This window comes from Bradyrhizobium sp. Ai1a-2 (genome assembly GCF_000426245.1).
In the GTDB taxonomy this organism is placed as follows: domain Bacteria; phylum Pseudomonadota; class Alphaproteobacteria; order Rhizobiales; family Xanthobacteraceae; genus Bradyrhizobium.
On sequence record NZ_AUEZ01000013.1, the window covers coordinates 71,997 to 89,572 of the forward strand.

Genomic DNA, 17,576 nt, shown 5'->3' on the forward strand with positions numbered 1-17,576 from the left:
CACCTCGCCGGACTGATCATCGCCCTGGTCTCCAGCATCCGTTGACCTGGTGATCGACTGCTATTCAATTCATCTGCACCTCTACAATTGGCATCGCCCTCATGGCAGTATCGGCTCAAAGCCACCGATCGGCAGATTCGGTCTGACCGGGAACAACCTTTTGGGGCTAAACACGTAGATGTTGTCTTGACGCGTTTCTTCGCGCGAACGGTGTCCCCGGGGATCAAGGAGGCATGCTTCGCTCGAAAATGCTCTGATGGTGAGGGTTCAGGAATGACGATAGGCGCGCTGGCGCTGCTGGTGCATGGCGGCACCGAAAACTGGTCCTCCGCGCGGTGGAAGGCCCGGTTTGACGAGGTCTGCCGGGACAGGCGCGTGCTGCTGCCCGATGCAACCGTCGATCCCGCCGAGGTGCACTACGCCGCGGTCTGGAAGCCGCGGCCGGGCGAGCTTGCGGCGTTTCCGAATTTGCGCGTGATCTTCAATCTCGGCGCCGGCGTCGACGCGCTGATGGCGGATGCCTCGTTGCCCAACGTGCCGCTGGTCCGCGTCGCGGTTTCCGATCTCACCGGCCGGATGACGGAATATGTGACACTGCATGTGCTGATGCATCACCGCCAGGAACTGTATCTGCGCGAGTCGCAGCGCGAGAAGCGCTGGGCGCCACGCTATCAATGGGCCGCGGGTGCGATCACGGTCGGCATCATGGGAATGGGCACGCTGGGGGCCAACGCGGCGGAGGTGCTCGCGCGGATCGGGTTTCGCGTGGTCGGCTGGAGCCGCAGCGCGAAGCAGGTCGACGGCGTCGAATGCTTTGCCGGGAAAGAACAACTCGGCGCCTTCCTGCGAGAGACCAACATCCTGGTCTGCCTGCTGCCGCTGACGCCGGACACGCGGCACATCCTCAACCGCGACGTCTTTGCCGGACTGAACCGCAACAGTCCGATGGGTGCGCCGGTCCTGATCAATGCCGGCCGTGGCGGATTGCAGGATGAGGCCGACATCCTGCGCGCGCTTGATGACGGCACGCTCGGTGCCGCCTCGCTCGACGTCTTCGAGACCGAGCCGCTGCCACAGGTGAGCCCGTTCTGGAACCATCCGAAGGTGGTGCTGACGCCGCACAATGCGGCCGACACCGATCCGGACGAGATCTCGAAATATGTCGCGCAGCAGATCGAGCGCTTCGAGGCCGGCGGCGCGCTGGAGAACGTGGTCGACCGAAGGCGGGGGTACTAGAGCATAATTCCGGAAAAATGGGCACCGGCTTTCGTCCCGGGCTTCAGCCATTCACAAACGCAGATCGCCATTTCTCAGCGACGGTGACCGAGCTGAAGTGCGGCAGACATCACGGTTCCATAGCGATTGTGCGATGAATGTCCAACAATGTAGGCACGGTCGCTGGATCGCGGCGACCAAATCCGCACTCCGTTGCAACACCAAACTCGCGAAGGTACTTCCGGGCGGCAGCTCGCCGGCGCCGAGAGCCAGGGACGCCGTCTGTATAGTGTACAAGTCCGAGATAGACCTCCATGGCCCGCGGCACGGCAAATGCCGTGAGCGGATGAAAATATGCGTCATCACTCCGATCGCGAGGCACGGGCATGTGGATCCAGTTCAACGGGCGAGCGGAGCCATCGATGACCTTGTTAGCGAGCGTAATGCAGGTGCCGAGGTCTTTTGGCTCGATGACGTGTTTATGACCTGGATCGCCGTAGCACAGATGCACGCCAACTTCGACGTCTGAGGGCACCCATTCGATGAGACGGTGGAGGCGTTCAGCACTGCCGTCGATCGCCGGCGAATAGTACAGGGGAAATCCACCGTCGGCACCGACGATCTCGATGGCCACGTCCCACTGGATCGCCAGCTTCTCCCGCGGAATTTCCCGGACGATTTCGTCTACCTCGTGCTTGAGGGCTGCTTCGATGGCAGGCTCCACTTCTGCTCTTTGTTCGGCAGCGACGAACGTGGTCACGAGTGGCACGGCCGTCGGCAGGGAAACTTGAAACCGAACATCAGGAGGAATAGTACCCTCGCCCTGCAACCTGCTGAAGTCAGCATAGGATTTAACGGCTTCACGCGCGTAGCCGAGCGGCGGTAGTTTGAGGACGCTGGGATCTTTTCCCTCACGCAACCGGAAGTATGGCCGGTGAAGTCCACTCATTTCCGATTGGCGGACGCATGGCTCGAAATCCGGGGAGTTCTCGTAGGTTTGTCTTTGCCACATGATCCAGTTGGAGCGAATGCCGGTTTCTCCATCGGGGATACGACGTACACAAGAATGCAAGTGCTTCATGACAGTGCTGAATACCTCGGCAGCATCCTGAAGCGGGATGCTTCCGACCAAATGCACCGATCTGGACTGGTTCATCGCTTCTCGCTCCCACTCTTACATTGCTTCGGGGCTGGTAAGAGGCATAGTTCTATTGCGGCCGCCGCCTATGGGGGGACAAACAGGTTACAGCGTGATTTCAGCGCGGACGAATCACACGACGATAGTAATGTGAGGATGCTTTGGCTGGCTGCGGAGTACGCTGTCCGACCGTGTGGAGAGAGCCCTCACTCGGCGCTTACGCCATAGCCGAAGCTTCGCTTCGGCGTTCTTAAGAACGGCCGCCATAGGCGGCCTACGCCTCTGCCGCAAGCGGGAGAGGTGAAACGCGTGGACGGGCCGATTCAACCAAAACGCATTATGCTCTGGAGTCGTGATCCCGGAAAAGTGGGTACCTGCTTTCCTGCACCAGCATCAAGATGGAGCGGGATGACGTAGCAGTGCATTTTGTGCACGGCGACGGCATCGAGCGAATTTGTCAGCTCACGCCATTCCCCAGCAGGCGCGGCCTGATTACGATGCGCGGGAGAGAGTCGGTTGACGTAAATCGAGCCGCCCGCTCACGTTCGACCAGGTGTCCACACAGCGATTCACCGGCCTGGCTCAACAGCTCGCACAACCACTCCCGCGGTGCATCACCCGCGTTGCGTTCATGCCAGAGAACGCTGACATCCACCAGGGCCGTTCTGTATGGCAGTTCGTGTGTCGACAATCGATGCGTGCGTGCGAGCGACCTGGCGAGAGGTCGCGGTACGATAGCTGCAAGGTCCGTGTCCTCAAGCAGCGAGGGAAGGGCCAGGAAATGCGGCAGCGAGACCGCTATGCGTGGGGCACGCTTCGATCCGGCAAAGGCCTGCTCGAGCGCAGCGCGATCATACATTTCCGATCGCCGAGCCAATCCGCGCTCGAATACGAAGCCGTCGACCACGCCATCATGCTCGCTATGCAGCGAGACGACCGCGATGGAAAGGCCGGAAAGTTTCTCGAGCGTCAGATCTCCGAGCGCGCGTGTGGAGCTCGCGATCAGTACATCGTCATACGCGAACAGCGAACTCGACCGGAAGCGCGCAGGCACGTCAACGAACGTACCGATCGCGGCATCGATCTGCCCGAGATCGATCTGTTCAGTCAAGCCGATCCTGCAGTCAGGCCGGATGACGAGATCAACAAGCGGCGCCTGCCGTTCCAGCAAGCCCAGGAGGTTGGGCAGCATAACCGTGGTTACGAAGTCGCTCACCGCTATCGTGAACCGCCTGGTCGAACTGCGAGGCTCGAATTTCGGCAGGCCGACGGCTGCCTCCAGTGACTTCCACGCCTCTCGTATCAGCGGCGCCATTGCAAGCGCGCGAGCCGTCGGCTGCATTCCGGTCGCGCTGCGGATAAACAACTCGTCATCAAGTATGACTCTCAGCCGCGCAAGGGCGTGACTCACGGCGGACTGGCTGAGGCATAGCCGCTGACCGGCCCGCAACACGCTCCGCTCCTCCATGACCGCGTCGAAAACACGCAAGAGATTCAGATCGAGCCTGTTAAACGATACCGTCATGGGACAATCGCGAAGTTGATGACTTTCGGATGCACAACACAACGAGGGGTTCGTTGCCGCAAACTTCTTGCTGGTTTGCGAAAATCCCGTGAATGCACAACAAGCATTGCTATTGAATAAGGACCGATCGGTCCTAAATCAACTGACCACCGCTTGACATAATGGACCGATCAGTTCACAACTAAGTGACGGAGGGAAATGTGTGATATGGCGCGCCCCCGACAGTTTGATGAGACCGAGGTCCTCGACAAGGCACTGCAGGTGTTTTGGCGCCAGGGCTACGAAGGCACCTCGTTGACCGATCTGCTCGATGCCACGGGGCTGACGAAATCGAGCCTGTACATGGCGTTCGGCTGCAAGGCGGATTTGTTCCGCCGGGTCGTGGAGTACTATTACGCCGAGCACCTCGCATTTCGTCAGCAGGCACTGGACGAACCCACACCTCGGCGGATCGTCGAACGCCTCCTGTACGGTATGGTCGATCTCCACGCCGGACCGAACACTCCGCCGGGCTGTCTTGAGACAGGTGCTGCGCTTGCGTGTTCACCGGAAAACGAAGCTATTCGCAAGGAGCTGATCCAAAACCGCGCACGGTTCAACCGTCTGCTGCGCCAGAGGCTCGAAGCTGTGAAGGATGCCGGGCCGCTGCCTGCTGGCATGACGGCCGAAGATGCGGCGCAGCTGGTCGGTTTGACAATTCAAGGTATGGCGGTCCAGGCGAACGCCGGAGCGACGAGGAACGATCTTCGCCGAATTGTACGGATATTTCTGCTCGGCTGGCCCGAGAAATGATCGCGCTCCGAGTTGCACGCGGCGCAACGACAAGGTCCGTCTTAACGAAGGCGTTGGCGCAAGCGCGCGTCCCAGGTCGATTACTCGCTTACGCAACATTCGGATCGACGACTGAACGACGCGGGCGGAGTGCGATTGTGGCGATCAGAAGGGCGATGGTCGCCATCGCAATTGACGCATAGGGCGTCGCCAGCAGTCCGGGCCCTTTTAGAAGCTGGCCTCCGATGAAGGACCCGCTCGAGATCCCGAGATTGAAGGCGGCGATGTTGAAACCGGACGCCGTCCCAAGTGCATCGGGAGCCACTTGCTCGGCCGTGGCCACGACCCCGGCCTGCATGACGGGCGGGATCGCGAAGGCAAACATCCCCCAGACCACGATTACCGCGAAAATCGCGATCTCGTTGTGAATCGCCAGCCGAATGGAAACGAAGCAGACGATAAGTCCGCACAACAGGATCATCATCGCCCTGCGCGTACCGACGGCGTCGCTCAGCTGCCCGCCGGCCAGATTCCCGGCGAACGTCGCCACACCAAACAGCAACAATGCGACGCTGACGGCCTCCTTTGGCACGCCGGTGATGTCAGTGAGCAACGGGGACAGGAAGGTGAAAACGACAAAGGTCCCGCCGAACCCAGCTACCGTCAGCAGGTACATGGTTGCCAGACGTCGATTGCCAAGCAAACTCAATTGCGCAACGAACGAGGCGGGCGCCTGATGAGAGACTTCACGCGGCAGAAGCCAGATCAGACCGAGCACCGCCACCGTCCCCATACCGGTGACGATGAGAAAGGGAGTCCGCCAGTTGAATAATTGGCCAATCCACGAGCCGAGCGGTACGCCGACCACCATGGCGACCGTGAGCCCTCCCATCATCAACGCAATTGCACTGCCGGCCTTTGACTTGCCAACCAGGGAACTGGCACACGCCGCCCCGACACCGAAGAAGACCCCATGAGCGACCGCCATCACGATGCGCGAGAGGAGCAGCGTGCTGTAGTTGGGCGCGACAGCAGCGGACAGGTTGCAGGCCGTAAACACGACCATGAGCGCGATCGCCAATTCTCGACGAGGAAGCCCGCTGGTGAGCGCGGAGACAATCGGCGTACCAAGCGTGATCGACAGCGCGTAGACGCTGACGAGCAGGCCTGCAGTTGAAATCGTTACGTTCAGATCGGCCGCGATGCCCGGGATAAGGCCCACGACAACGAACTCGGTCGTACCGATCGCGAAGGTCGCCGCGGCGAGAGCATAGAGAGCAAGGGGCATGGCGCGAGGGGACCGAATCCGGACCGGGCTTCCCACTACTTCTTCGTCGGATCGTCGGCAGGGTTCTCATAGACGGTGTCCGTCGGACCAGTGCCGGTGATCAGGACGGTCACTGCTTCATCACCGGTCATCGCGAAGTGCGGAGCGTCAGCCGGCTCCGTGTAGACCGACCCGACCGGAAGCGTTCGGAGCGCCTCCTTGCTGAAGCTCGGGCCGTAACCGAACATCCAGGTGCCCTGCAACACCGTGCCGATCCGATCACCCGCGTGATGATGCGCGGCAATCGCCGCATGCGGCCCGACCTTCAGAAGTTGGCTATACGGTCCCGGCTTGGACGGATCGCCCAGGATCGTAACGACCTGGACTTTGGCGTTGCCCGATCCGCCTGCACCACCGGTCGGCGCGATGGCAGCCAATTCGGCAGGCGTCTTCGAGTAGTTCGGAAGTTGCGCGGCCGCACCTGCGGCTGCGGGAGCAGCAAGCATCATCATGACGAGAGCGAAAACTGTCTGGTTACGGGTCATGGCTAGTCCTTCCTGTGTAAAAATCGGTGGATCGAAGCTCACGACATTGCCGCGAGCAGATTCCGTGATTGCTCAAGAAACTCGAGAGTGACACCGTCCGGTCCGCGCACGTAGACCAGGCGAAGTCCGGCACGCTCGCCGGATTCGATCCGTTGCACCTTGCTCAACGCGCCCCATCCCACAGCGCCTATCCGCGCCAGCAACGCATCGACGTTCTCGACCTGGAAGGCCACGTGTACCGAACCGACATCGCAGGAGCGTGGCTTCATGACCTGCCGGTCCTTCGGTGCGCGGTATTCCAGAAGCTCGATCAGATGTCCGGGCACCCTGACCATGGCGACGCGCGCCGCAGCCGGCTTCACGCCGACCAACTCCTCAAAGAACGAGCTTTCCTCGAAGTCCCAGGTGTACATGTGCTCGAAGCCCATCGCACCGACCCAGAATGAAAGCGCCTCGTCGAGCGAGGAAACCGTGATGCCTGTGTGATCCGCGCTCTTGATGCGAAATGAAGGGCTTGCTTCGATCATGACAATCACGCTTTGGCGCTCTTGTCCCAGAATTGGCCGAGTTGCTCGCAGATGAAGCCGGCTTTCTCCTCGAACACCCAGTGCCCGCATTCCTCGATCACGCCGCCCTCCGCGCGATCGGACAGGGCCCTGGCACTGTCGTAGCAGTGCGATCCGAACGAACGGCGCCCTCCCCAGCCCATGACCGGGATCGGAAGCTTCTTCCTCGCAAACTCCGCAAGCTGCGCCGCTTTCTCTGGAATGAAGGCATAATAGTTGAGGCTGGCCCGCAGATTTCCGGGCTGCCTCATCTGCGTGACATAGCGCTGCACCTCGTCTTCGCTGAACGCATTGGGATTGTAGGCGAAGTCCCGGAAGAAATGACGAAGATACTGCTCTTCCCTGCCTTCAATCAGAAACTGCGCGACATCCATGTTCGCATGCATGGAGAAATGCCAATACGGGACACGCGGATCCACATAACCGGGATAGTCGAGCCCAAAGAAGGGTGTCTCGATCGTCGCGAGAGACAATGCACGCTTGCCCGAAAGGTAAGCGAGAGCGACCGACGGCGGCCCTCCAAGATCATGGCTGAGAATGTTGAACCGATCCACTTTTTCGACATCGGCGAGTTCGAGCACGTCCTTGGCGATCGTCGCCGGCATATAGTCGGCATAGGGCTTGTCGCTGTCGGCGTAGCCGCGCAGGTCCGGCGCGATGAACCGATATCGATCGGCAAAGGCCTCAAAGATCGGCAGAAACTCGCGATGGTTCTGTGGCCAGCCATGAAGGCATAACACCATGGGTCCGGAGCCAACCGTCACGTAGTGCAGCGTCACGCCGTTCACCAGCGCACGCTTGCCAGTCAACTGAACTTTCGCCATTGCTAATCACCACATGTTGCTGGTCGGTGAACCATTGAGCTGCTCGCGCGCACTCGTCGCAAACGCCTCATCGCAAATCATCCCCTTCGGGGTGACTTGCGCCTGGCAAATATCCTCGCCTGAGGTCAGAAGAGCATTCGGACAGCCAGCAATGTGGACAATTCCGCCGACCTGCGGAAGTGAAACGAATTCAATCGTCAGATGAGCATGCTGCATTTCGCGCGCCAGCTGCATCAGGATTCAGCCCAACCGGGCCGAAAGCCGTAAATGGCTTCTTGCGAACGTGAGGCTCGTGCATCCGGCAGGAATGCGCGTGTGCATCCGCTCGCCGACAGCGGCGCTGATGGCCGATCAGCGCAGTGGCGACAGCTCTTATTGAGGTCTGTTCAGTGAGGCATAGCGGACCAAATCTGGCCACGCTGAGTTCTTCGCACTTTGAGCCGAACCCGACACTGTCGTTCGATTGGCCTGCGTCAACAAATTCTCTCTCTCATAGTCGCAAGATCAGGTAGATTGTACGCGGCTGCGCTGGAGACGGGCCGCGCCGAAATTCTGCTTGGGCGAATGGGCAGGGACACTGCCGTAAGCGCGCACCGCAATCCCAGCAAACCATCTTGCCGCTGATTTTCCACCATCCATGCCGCACGCGTTTGCGCGCGGAAGTGATCAAGCCAAATGGAGGAATCACAATGAGCCGGCATATCCTTCTCAAAATTGCAGCGACAACAGCGATCGGACTCGGAGCGCTGGCTGGCAGCGCCGTTGGTGGTCAGGAGACGGACGAGCACAACGTGGTCTCGCCGCAGGACATCAAGTGGGGACCGGCGCCACCCTCCCTCCCGGCTAGTGCGCAGGCGGCGGTGCTTTACGGCGACCCAGGCAAGGAAGGCCTGTTCGCCTTTCGGCTGAAAGTGCCGAAGGGCTATCACGTTCCCCCGCACACCCATCCCAAGCCCGAGATCGTCACCGTGGTCTCGGGAACAGCGCGTTTGGGGATGGGAACGACGGCTGATCACGACAAGGCTCAAGTCCTCCCCGCGGGGAGCTTCTTTGCACTGTCCCCCGGTTCGGCGCACTTTTTCTTCGCCGACGAAGACACCGTTATTCAGCTCAACAGCACCGGTCCGTGGGGCATCAACTACCTCAATCCAAAGGACGATCCGCGCCAGAAGACACAGTGACGATAGCGGGAAGACGCGGCTGTTGCGGCAGGCATTCCTTCGGCGGCGAAGCAGCGAGCCGAATTATTCTCGCATGGACTGAGCACGAACCTCCTCGCGTTCCCGCTCGACCTCCTCCGCGTCCTTGTCGTCGATGTCCATCAGCTCATTGTCCGCCCGGCGGCTTGCCTTGAGAAGCTCGTCCAATTTGGCGTGAATGGCCTGGGTGTCTCGGTGCTCGGCGCGCTGAATGACCAACGTCATGCCCCACGTCGCGAGCGTGGCAAGGGAGTGCCATTCCAAACCGTTGCCCAGGACAATCCAGGCGATGCCGTACACGGCGAACAGGGCGAATGCCGCAGGGCGCGCGGTTAGCACGCCCAACTGCGTCAGCCATGCCCGGATCTTCTCAAAGGCCATCCTCGAGAACTTGGCCGGGGATTGAGAGTTCCAGCTCAGACAAATGGTCGCGTTTCAGCGGCGGCCCGCGTCGTAAGGAGTCGCAGGATCACTCCCGCACCCGCATGGTCGATGCGGCGCGCACGCCTGACGGCGTCTCGCCGAAGTACCGGCGGAACATGCGGTTGAAATGAGAAACGTCACCAAAGCCAACCGCAAACGCAATATCGATGATCGCCAGATGCAGATGGCGCGGGTCGGTCAACATCGCGAAGGCATGCTCAAGCCGACGTCCAGCAAGGTGCTCGGTGAACGACTTTCCGGTTCCCTCGAGGAGTTTTTGCACGTATCGCCGCGACAGACCGAGCGCCACGGCGACGTTGTCGAGATCGAAATTAGGATCGCTGAAGTGTCGCGCGACCTCCGCCAGGATCGCTCGCAGCCTGGCTGCCTTCACACCACGGTCTGTAACGATGTTTGCAGCTTCGGCGGTCGGCCCGAGCGTCGCCGCCACGAGATCGAGGAGGTGTGCGCCGATGGTGGAGGCCAGTTCTGATGACGGAGCCTCTTTGAGGGATGCGAGCGACCGCAGGTAGCGGTTAAGGAGTCTAAGCGCCGGTCCGGGATGCACCGGTCGACCTGACAGATCTTCCGGCCGCGCAACCAGAGACCTGAGGGCGGCAGCCTCCACGATCACGTATCTGACTCTGGCGCCATGCGGCCCAAATACTCGCAGCGGTCTCCCCCGGTCAATCAAGCAAGCCGAGCCGGCATCATAGACATGCTCATGGCCTGCATTTGAAAATTGGACCGGTCCGGTCTCGACGATGTTCAGTCCGAATTGGTCACGGCTGTCCTTGAGGTGGTGTTTGTCACGGATGAACTCCACCGGCGTGGCGACAACACCACAAACGCCAACCGCGCCGAGCGGCAAGTAGGCGACGTCGATACGCGGGCGGCCGCCGCTGTGGTCTATCACGTCGAGGGCGAGGTTCAGCCGCGCAAACTCCTCACGGAAGGTGGAGAACCGCGCGCGCTCCGGCAGCATCTCGGTCGACCACCGCAAAGGGTGAAATGGCGTTGCCATCTCGGCCTCCCGTTTCGGTGCCCCGCAATAGATCATATCGGACCGCGCTTCGCTGCAAGTGTGAGGTGGATTACAGAGGAGGAAGCAGGCCTCAAAAAAAGGCGATGAATTTCCCGTCGAGGTTTTCCGAAGGCGACTTCCGTCCCTTGGGTTGCCGATGACGCGCGGCACCAATCGCTCTCTCGATTGAACCTCTTCGATCCAGTCAGGACATACGCTTACTCAGCGAGAGCGGGCTTCTTGCGCGCCTTACGTTTCCGATTGCCGTAGCCACATTTGCCTGGTGCGGACTACCAAAGGGAGCGGCGCTATGAATGTCACCAAGATTGCCATATCGGCAGACACCTTCAAAGAACATGCTTCTGAATACTAGCCCCTAGAAGGGGGAGCGGCATGGATTGTCCGAGCTGCGGCAGCGTCAATTCAGAGAGTAAGAGGGTCTGCGGCGCTTGCGGCGCGCCGCTATCCTTCCGCTGCCCCGCGTGCGGCGCCGACAATCCGTCGGGCAAGAATTTCTGCGGCGATTGCGGTGCCGCACTCACGACGACGGGAGCGGTGCGAACGACGCCAGCCGCTGGCGCATCGACGCACACCGTGGCACGCGTTCCGAAGCGCTCGACCTTGTCACCCGCACCAGCTTCTTCCGCCGAGCGCCGCCAGCTGACAGTGATGTTCTGCGATCTCGTCGGCTCGACGGCGCTGGCGACCATGCTCGATCCGGAAGATCTACGGGAGATAATCGCGGAGTACCGCGACAGCGTGGCGGCGATCGTCCGCAAATACGGTGGCGCCGTTAGCCGCTACATCGGCGATGGCATGCTGATTTTGTTCGGCCATCCGTCGGCGCATGAGGATGATGCCGAAAGCGCGGTGCGCGCGGCGCTTGAGATTGCCGCCACGAACCACGCGCCGGGCGCCCCGCGGAAGGTCGAGCAGCGGGTGCGCCTTGGGCTCGCGACTGGTCTCGTCGTCGTAGGCGACCTTATCGGCAGCGAGGCCGCGGAGCCTCTGGCGGTGCTTGGCGAGACGCCGAACCTGGCCGCCCGATTGCAAGCGCTCGCCGAGCCTGATGGGGTGGTGATCGCTGAGGACACGCGGCGACTCATCGGCGGGCTTTTCGACTACGAGGATCTCGGCGCGGTAACGTTGAAGGGTTTTGCCGCACCGGTGCGCGCTTGGCGGGTGCTGTGTGAGGGTACTGCAGCAAGCCGCTTCGAGGCGCTGCACCCTGCGGTCCTCACCCCGCTCGTCGGACGCGAGGAGGAACTGGCGCGGCTGGAGCGGGGCTGGAGGCGCGCGCGAACAGGTGCCGGTCAAGTCGTGTTGCTCGGCGGCGAGGCCGGGATCGGCAAGTCGCGCCTCGTCGCGGCTCTCCAGGAGTGCATCGAAGGCGAGCCGCACACCTGCTTGCGCTATTTCTGCTCGCCGCATCATCAGGAAAGTGCCCTCTATCCCTTCACCGCACAGCTCCAACGAGCCGCCGGTTTCGAGCGTGACGACACACCGCGGGCCAAGCTCGACAAGCTCCGAGCGCTGCTATCACCGGCATCCCCCTCCGACGAGGACGTGGCAATCCTGGCCGAGTTCCTGTCGATCCCGACGGACGATCACTGCCCGCCGATTACCCTTTCGCCGCAGCAAAAGAAGGAGAGAAGCTTCGACACCCTGGTTCGACAGCTTGAAGGTTTGGCGCGAAGACATCCCATCATCGTCATCTTCGAGGACGTGCAATGGATTGATCCGAGCTCGCGCGAGTTGCTCGACCGGACGGTCGATCGCGTAGAAAGCCTGCCAGTCCTGGTGCTCGTCACCTACCGCCCCGAGTTCCAGTCGGTCTGGACCGGCAAGACCCACGTCACATTCATGATGCTGAACCGCCTCGACCAGAGCGCGGGCGCCGCGCTGATCCGGAGCGTGGCTGGCGCGCGGATGCTGTCGACCGAAATCGTCGATGAGATTGTCGAACGAACCGACGGCGTGCCGCTGTTCGTTGAGGAGTTGACCAAGGCCGTGCTCGAAGCGAGCCCTGAGGGAATCGCACAAGCCGTTTCCGCTGCGCCACTGCCGGACTTGCAGTGCCGGCCACATTGCACGCTTCATTGATGGCGCGGCTCGATCGAATCGGGCCGATGGCCAAGGAAGTGGCGCAAGTCGGCGCTGCCATCGGTCGCGAGTTCTCCTACGATCTGCTCGCCGCCGTCGCGCGGCGGTCCGACAGCGAGCTGCGTGTGGCGCTCGACCGGCTGATCAGCGCAGGGCTGGTGTTTGGGCGTGGTGAAGTCACCGATGCCAGTTTCTTGTTCAAACACGCGTTGGTGCAGGACGCGGCGTACGGAACACTGTTGCGTAGCCAGCGCCGCGAGCTGCACGCGCGGATCGCTCTCCTGCTCGAAGAGAGGCTCGCTACGGGCGGCCAGGAGCAACCGGAGATCCTCGCCCACCATTGCGGGCATGCGGGTCTGATCGAGAAAGCAGTTTACTATTGGCAGCAGGCTGGTGAGCGGTCGAAGGCTCGCTCGGCGATGACAGAAGCAATCAGGCAGATGCGGAAGGCGCTCGATATGCTATCCCATCTGCCGGATACGCCAGGGCGCCAGCGCACCGAAATTGAACTTCAACTCGCGCTCGGCGGCGCACTGATCGCCGCAAAGGGCCATGCGGACGAAGAGACCGGAAAGGCGTACGCGCGGGCGCGGCATCTCAGCGAATTGCAAAACGACTCGCCAAACTTGCTTAAGGCCCTCTGGGGCGAGTTCGTGCATTATCACGTGCGTGGTGAACCCGACCGATCGCACCCCATCGCCGAGGAACTGCTCGGCCTGGCCGGACGACAGAGCGATGCGGCCATTCTGGTCGCAGGTCATCGGGCGGTCGGCGACAGCTGGCTTCACCGCGGGCAATTGGCGCTGGCGCGCGCCCATCTCGAGCGCGGGCTCGCCCTGTACGATCCAGCGCAGCAGCGCTCTCTGACGGCACTGTTCGCAGAAAACGGTCGCGTAGCGATGCTGTCCTTCCTGTCGCTGACGCTCGGGCTTCTCGGCTTCGCCGATCAGGCGCGTGTGCAGAGCGATAACGCCCTGGCGGAGGCGCGCGAGTTGTCGCACCCGATCAGCCTCGCATTCGCGCTGAGCGTCGCCTGCCGGTTGCACTTCGTGCTTGAGGATCCGCTGACGGTTGGCCGGCGGGCGGAGGAACTCATCGCGCTTACCACCGAGCAGCGCTTTGCCTTCTTTCTCGCGATGGGCACGACATATCGCGGCTGGACGCTGGTCGAGGCTGACGACATCGAGGCGGGGATGGACTTGTTGCGGCGTGGCATCGAGGGATTCCAGGCATCCGGCGCAGCATGGATTCTTCCGTTCTATCTCGCCCAGCTCGCGACAGCATACGCCAAAACAGCGCGGTTCGAAAACGGGCTCAGCCAGCTATCCGACGCCTTGGCTCTGACCGAGAAATCGGGGGTGCGGTGGTTCGAGGCCGAACTGCATCGGCGCCGAGGCGAGCTGCTGCTGACGGCGCGGTCGGGCGCCGAGGCCGAAGCCGAGTCCGAGTTTCGCCACGCTATCGCGATCGCGCGTCAGCAGGAGGCGAAACTCTGGGAACTTCGCTCTGCCGTCAGCCTCGCCCGGCTCTGGCGCGACCAGGGCAAGCGCGAAGCAGCATGCGGTCTCCTCGCGCCGGTCTATGGCTGGTTCAGCGAGGGCTTCGACACGTCCGACGTGAGGAACGGCAAGGCGCTGCTGGAAGAACTGGGGAGAGGCGGCGCTACGCCGCGATCCGCACGGGCAGCGACACGTAGCCCTTGATGAAGCTCGAATAGGTCCGCTTGGGCTCGCCAACCACCTCGATACGCTCGAAGCGCTTCAGCATCTCCTCCCAGATGATCTTCAATTGCAGCTCGGCGAGCCGCATGCCGACGCAACGGTGGATACCGAAGCCGAACGACAAATGCGTGCGCGGCCGCGGCCGGTCGATGATGAACTCGTTGGGACGGTCGATCACGTCCTCGTCGCGGTTGCCGGAGACGTACCACATCACGACGCGGTCGCCCTTTCTGAACGTCTTGCCGCCGAGCTCGGTATCGACCAATGCGGTGCGCCGCATATGGGCGACCGGCGTCTGCCAGCGGATCACTTCCGGCACCATGGATTCGATCAATTCAGGGTTTTCCCTGAGCTTCTTGTACTGCTCCGGGTTCTCGTTCAGCGCCAGCACCGAACCGGTCATGGTGTTGCGGGTGGTGTCGTTGCCGCCGACGATGAGCAGCATGATGTTGCCCATCAGATTGTCGGGATCCATGTAGCGCGTGGCATCGCTATGCGCCATCATCGACAACAGATCGTTGCGCGGCTCGGCATTGACGCGCTCGTTCCAGAGCCTGGACATGTAGGCATAGCATTCGTCCATCTCCCTGCGCCGCTGCTCCGGCGATTCGACGACGCCGCTCTTGGCCAGCGCGGTCACGACATCCGACCAGCGTGCCAGCTTGCGCCGCTCCTCCCAGGGGAAGTCGAACAGCGTCGCCAGCATCTGAGTGGTCAATTCGATTGAGACGCGTTCGACGAAATTGAAGGTCTCATTGCGCGGCAGATTGTCCAGCACTTTCGCCGAGCGCTCGCGGATCAAGTTCGCCAGTTCGTTCAGGTGCGTCGGCGTGAACATCGGCGCCACCGTCCTGCGCTGGTCGGCGTGCTTCGGCTGGTCCATCGTGATGAAGCTCGGCCAGTCATAGCCGGGGGCCGCGTCGCGGATCGAGACGCCCCCGAGCGCGGCGTCTGAGGAGAAGATGCCGTGATTGGTCTCGACATGCATGATGTCGTTGTATTTCACCACCGACCAATAGGGCTCGATCGGCGCGTTGGTGCAGTAGTGCACCGGCTCTTCCTCGCGCAGCCGCTCGAACCATGGCTGCCACGTGTCGTCCTGGAACAGCCGCGGCGCACCGGGGTGAAAATCTTTCAGCGGCGTCGAATAGGCCTGCTCGCGGGCGCGCAGCAGCCGTTCGGCCTTGTCGATGTTGGCCGGAGTTTGGATGTTCATCGTTGATCGTTCCAGCACGTCTGTCAGGCAGGGGATTAAGGTCGCCCCAGCTCTTCCTGTCCGCAACTACCAAAGTGTTACGACGCGTCGGAATTCGGTTACGACTGAAACATCCGTTGTCGTATTGGACGTATTGAACCGGTCCGCCAGTCCGCCCGGCCCTTCGGGCCAGGCGCATTTGCAAACGTGGCGCTTCGTCGCTTCAGGGCCAGGCTTCAGCCCAACGGCCGAATGTTCTGGTTCATCCGGAAGAAGTTTTTCGGATCGTACTTTGTCTTCAGTTCCTGAAGACGCCGGTAGTTTGGCCCATAGGCAGCTGAAACCGCATCGCCGGGTTCATCGTCGCCGAGGTAATTCACATATCGGCCAGCGGCCGCAAAGGGCTCCATCGCCGTATATGTCTCACGCGCCCACGCAATGCACTGATCGGTGATTGCCGGCTCCATCCATTGGGACAATACGATGAAGTTGTAGCCGATCGCTCGATGCGGGAAGGCCGTATCCTGGACGCCAACCCGCGCAACGGCACCGTGGATATGTTCGAGCAGAAGCTGCCCCATCGGACTCGGACAGCGCGCGAAACACTCGATCATGGTGTCGATTGCATCATCGCTCAACTGTTTCAGGAAGGTCGATTTCCAGTAATTGAATGCCCCCTTTGGAAAGCCGCCATCGAGCATGCCGTTGAGGTCGCAGTAGGTCATCTGACCAACCGCATCCAGTATTGGAGATCCGAACTGCTTGAGCGGCGATACCGCCTTTTCGCCGGCGGCGAGTGAACCACAGTGACTCGTCACCATCGCCCCCAGCTTGACGCCGGAGCCATCGGGCGCATGAGCGAGGGCGGCGAATAATGTCTGTTCATCAGGCAGCGACGCAGTGCTCTCGCGGAAAAATCTCAGCACATCGCGGGCGCGGTCATACGGGTGCGCGAGCAAGCCGCCCGTGACAGTCGGGCCTATCGGATACAGCTGATATTCCAATGATGTTGCCACGCCGAAATTGCCGCCTCCTCCGCGCACGGCCCAAAACAGGTCGGGTTCTTCGTCCCCGCTCGTCCGCATGGCTTTGCCCTCGGCGTCGACGAGTTCGACGGAGCGAAGATTGTCGAGGGCGAGCCCATACTTGCCCATCAACCAGCCCAAACCACCCCCGAGGGTGAGCCCGGCGACCCCCGTGCTCGAGACAACGCCGCCCGTCACTGCGAGGCCGTGCTTTTGCGTCTCCCGATTGAGCTCGGCCCAGGTAGCTCCGCCCTGCGCGCGGACCGTTCGGTTCTTGAGATCGACCTCAACCGCTTTCATCGGCGCCAAGTCGATCATAACGCCGCCATCGGTCGTCGCGCGTCCTGCCACATTGTGGCCGCCTCCGCGAACCGCCACTTCGAGACCCAGCTCTTGCGTAAGCTTGACCGCCTCGATCACGTCTGTCGGATTATGGCATTGCGCGATCAACGCCGGACGTTTGTCCACCAGCCCGTTGTGCACCCTCCTTGCCTCCTCGTAGCCAGCATCTGCGGGCTTGAGGAGTTGCCCCGTGAAGGTTTTGCCTAGCTTGGCCGCAGCAGCGGCAACAGATTGATCTGCCGTCATGGCGCTCTCCTTCGTGTCAACCAAAATTGTCCGCGCCAGGCAATATTGAACAAACGCAAAGAATTCACCTGACGTCGCTTTTCCTGGTGTTCGCGATCGCGAATTGCAAACGTCTACGGCCGAAATGGCCGCTCTCCAGCTACAATATTATGTCAGCGTTGGGTGAACGGGCTACGGTTGTCATTTCCCCGCTTCACCAAAGGCACTTCCAAGTCTGGCATGAGCTGACCCGCGCTTCAGCTCTCACCATATCCCATATCGGCTGTTGGAGGTAAGCCCGACATGACCCGGCGCTTGCCTTGATCGCCGCTTTTTACCCCAGGAGGTACCAACGAAAATCTGCCTTGTCAGGTCCGGTCTGGGGCTCACGCGGGACCAGACTGTCTTCCCCGAACCTGGTCGGCCGCATGTTGTGGCCTGGTCACAACATATGACAATGCGGTGTTT

At 61.4% G+C, this 17,576-nt stretch carries 16 protein-coding genes and 1 pseudogene; 6 read left to right on the forward strand and 11 right to left on the reverse strand.

Translation table 11 applies throughout. From position 1 onward, the window contains the following. Positions 1-73 precede the first annotated feature (73 nt). Both K288_RS54680 and K288_RS0111855 read left to right on the forward strand, forming a co-directional pair. Positions 74-178: pseudogene (locus K288_RS54680) on the forward strand (IS481 family transposase); the annotation flags it as partial. 95 nt (positions 179-273) lie between these two features. Beyond that, positions 274-1,236, forward strand: coding sequence for a glyoxylate/hydroxypyruvate reductase A (locus K288_RS0111855; protein WP_027579757.1), 963 nt, complete (start codon positions 274-276; stop codon positions 1,234-1,236). Between the two features lie 109 nt (positions 1,237-1,345). Here the strand turns inward: K288_RS0111855 and K288_RS0111860 are convergent, their stop codons facing one another. Together K288_RS0111860 and K288_RS45265 are read right to left on the reverse strand one after the other, a co-directional pair. After that, positions 1,346-2,371: a hypothetical protein gene (locus K288_RS0111860; protein ID WP_027579758.1), complete on the reverse strand. Its 1,026-nt coding sequence runs from the start codon at positions 2,369-2,371 to the stop codon at positions 1,346-1,348. A 439-nt stretch (positions 2,372-2,810) separates the two neighbouring features. Next, positions 2,811-3,878 carry a LysR family transcriptional regulator gene (locus tag K288_RS45265; protein ID WP_064737318.1) on the reverse strand — a complete coding sequence of 356 codons (1,068 nt, stop codon included), beginning with the start codon at positions 3,876-3,878 and terminating at the stop codon, positions 2,811-2,813. A gap of 207 nt (positions 3,879-4,085) precedes the next feature. On the opposite strand from K288_RS45265, the gene K288_RS0111870 reads away from it, so the two are divergent. Continuing rightward, complete coding sequence (locus K288_RS0111870; protein WP_027579759.1) at positions 4,086-4,670, forward strand: TetR/AcrR family transcriptional regulator; 585 nt, start codon at positions 4,086-4,088, stop codon at positions 4,668-4,670. Between the two features lie 88 nt (positions 4,671-4,758). On the opposite strand, the gene K288_RS0111875 is transcribed toward K288_RS0111870, so the two are convergent. Genes K288_RS0111875 through K288_RS0111895 form a run of 5 tightly spaced genes read right to left on the reverse strand, consistent with a single transcriptional unit; the run spans position 4,759 to position 8,085 of the window. Further along, positions 4,759-5,937, reverse strand: a complete 1,179-nt coding sequence (locus tag K288_RS0111875; protein WP_027579760.1) for an MFS transporter — start codon at positions 5,935-5,937, stop codon at positions 4,759-4,761. Positions 5,938-5,972: 35 nt separating this feature from the next. Then, a complete protein-coding gene (locus K288_RS0111880; RefSeq protein ID WP_027579761.1) occupies positions 5,973-6,461 on the reverse strand; it encodes a cupin domain-containing protein in 489 nt (162 codons plus the stop codon). Between the two features lie 38 nt (positions 6,462-6,499). Further along, positions 6,500-6,988: a VOC family protein gene (locus tag K288_RS0111885; RefSeq protein WP_051334480.1), complete on the reverse strand. Its 489-nt coding sequence runs from the start codon at positions 6,986-6,988 to the stop codon at positions 6,500-6,502. A 5-nt stretch (positions 6,989-6,993) separates the two neighbouring features. After that, positions 6,994-7,851, reverse strand: coding sequence for an alpha/beta hydrolase (locus K288_RS0111890; protein ID WP_027579763.1), 858 nt, complete (start codon positions 7,849-7,851; stop codon positions 6,994-6,996). 6 nt (positions 7,852-7,857) lie between these two features. Further along, positions 7,858-8,085, reverse strand: coding sequence for a hypothetical protein (locus K288_RS0111895; protein ID WP_027579764.1), 228 nt, complete (start codon positions 8,083-8,085; stop codon positions 7,858-7,860). Positions 8,086-8,465: 380 nt separating this feature from the next. Between K288_RS0111895 and K288_RS0111900 the strand changes: the two genes are divergently transcribed. After that, complete coding sequence (locus K288_RS0111900; protein ID WP_343207787.1) at positions 8,466-9,032, forward strand: cupin domain-containing protein; 567 nt, start codon at positions 8,466-8,468, stop codon at positions 9,030-9,032. A 63-nt stretch (positions 9,033-9,095) separates the two neighbouring features. On the opposite strand, the gene K288_RS0111905 is transcribed toward K288_RS0111900, so the two are convergent. Next, positions 9,096-9,431, reverse strand: a complete 336-nt coding sequence (locus K288_RS0111905; protein WP_027579766.1) for a low affinity iron permease family protein — start codon at positions 9,429-9,431, stop codon at positions 9,096-9,098. 88 nt (positions 9,432-9,519) lie between these two features. After that, the gene (locus K288_RS49510) at positions 9,520-10,497 is read right to left on the reverse strand and encodes an AraC family transcriptional regulator (protein ID WP_160168961.1); all 978 of its coding nucleotides are present in this window, start codon (positions 10,495-10,497) and stop codon (positions 9,520-9,522) included. Positions 10,498-11,091: 594 nt separating this feature from the next. On the opposite strand from K288_RS49510, the gene K288_RS49520 reads away from it, so the two are divergent. Beyond that, positions 11,092-12,600 (forward strand): AAA family ATPase, encoded by a 1,509-nt coding sequence (locus tag K288_RS49520; protein ID WP_244443129.1) that lies wholly within the window; start codon positions 11,092-11,094, stop codon positions 12,598-12,600. Further along, a complete protein-coding gene (locus K288_RS49525) occupies positions 12,600-14,303 on the forward strand; it encodes a hypothetical protein (protein WP_051334484.1) in 1,704 nt (567 codons plus the stop codon). The genes K288_RS49520 and K288_RS49525 overlap by 1 nt, the downstream gene beginning before the upstream one ends. Here K288_RS49525 and K288_RS0111920 read toward each other — a convergent pair. Both K288_RS0111920 and K288_RS0111925 read right to left on the reverse strand, forming a co-directional pair. Then, complete coding sequence (locus K288_RS0111920; RefSeq protein ID WP_027579767.1) at positions 14,263-15,537, reverse strand: cytochrome P450; 1,275 nt, start codon at positions 15,535-15,537, stop codon at positions 14,263-14,265. The genes K288_RS49525 and K288_RS0111920 overlap by 41 nt on opposite strands. A gap of 215 nt (positions 15,538-15,752) precedes the next feature. After that, positions 15,753-17,129 (reverse strand): FAD-binding oxidoreductase, encoded by a 1,377-nt coding sequence (locus tag K288_RS0111925; protein WP_043159673.1) that lies wholly within the window; start codon positions 17,127-17,129, stop codon positions 15,753-15,755. Between the last annotated feature and the right edge of the window lie 447 nt (positions 17,130-17,576).

Bases quoted from the DNA above. Each gene is read 5' to 3' on its own strand.
- K288_RS0111855 (WP_027579757.1), top strand. From the start codon at position 274: ATGACGATAGGCGCGCTGGCGCTGCTGGTGCATGGCGGCACCGAAAAC.
- K288_RS0111860 (WP_027579758.1), bottom strand. From the start codon at position 2,371: ATGAACCAGTCCAGATCGGTGCATTTGGTCGGAAGCATCCCGCTTCAG.
- K288_RS45265 (WP_064737318.1), bottom strand. From the start codon at position 3,878: ATGACGGTATCGTTTAACAGGCTCGATCTGAATCTCTTGCGTGTTTTC.
- K288_RS0111870 (WP_027579759.1), top strand. From the start codon at position 4,086: ATGGCGCGCCCCCGACAGTTTGATGAGACCGAGGTCCTCGACAAGGCA.
- K288_RS0111875 (WP_027579760.1), bottom strand. From the start codon at position 5,937: ATGCCCCTTGCTCTCTATGCTCTCGCCGCGGCGACCTTCGCGATCGGT.
- K288_RS0111880 (WP_027579761.1), bottom strand. From the start codon at position 6,461: ATGACCCGTAACCAGACAGTTTTCGCTCTCGTCATGATGATGCTTGCT.
- K288_RS0111885 (WP_051334480.1), bottom strand. From the start codon at position 6,988: ATGATCGAAGCAAGCCCTTCATTTCGCATCAAGAGCGCGGATCACACA.
- K288_RS0111890 (WP_027579763.1), bottom strand. From the start codon at position 7,851: ATGGCGAAAGTTCAGTTGACTGGCAAGCGTGCGCTGGTGAACGGCGTG.
- K288_RS0111895 (WP_027579764.1), bottom strand. From the start codon at position 8,085: ATGCAGCTGGCGCGCGAAATGCAGCATGCTCATCTGACGATTGAATTC.
- K288_RS0111905 (WP_027579766.1), bottom strand. From the start codon at position 9,431: ATGGCCTTTGAGAAGATCCGGGCATGGCTGACGCAGTTGGGCGTGCTA.
- K288_RS49510 (WP_160168961.1), bottom strand. From the start codon at position 10,497: ATGGCAACGCCATTTCACCCTTTGCGGTGGTCGACCGAGATGCTGCCG.
- K288_RS49525 (WP_051334484.1), top strand. From the start codon at position 12,600: ATGGCGCGGCTCGATCGAATCGGGCCGATGGCCAAGGAAGTGGCGCAA.
- K288_RS0111920 (WP_027579767.1), bottom strand. From the start codon at position 15,537: ATGAACATCCAAACTCCGGCCAACATCGACAAGGCCGAACGGCTGCTG.
- K288_RS0111925 (WP_043159673.1), bottom strand. From the start codon at position 17,129: ATGACGGCAGATCAATCTGTTGCCGCTGCTGCGGCCAAGCTAGGCAAA.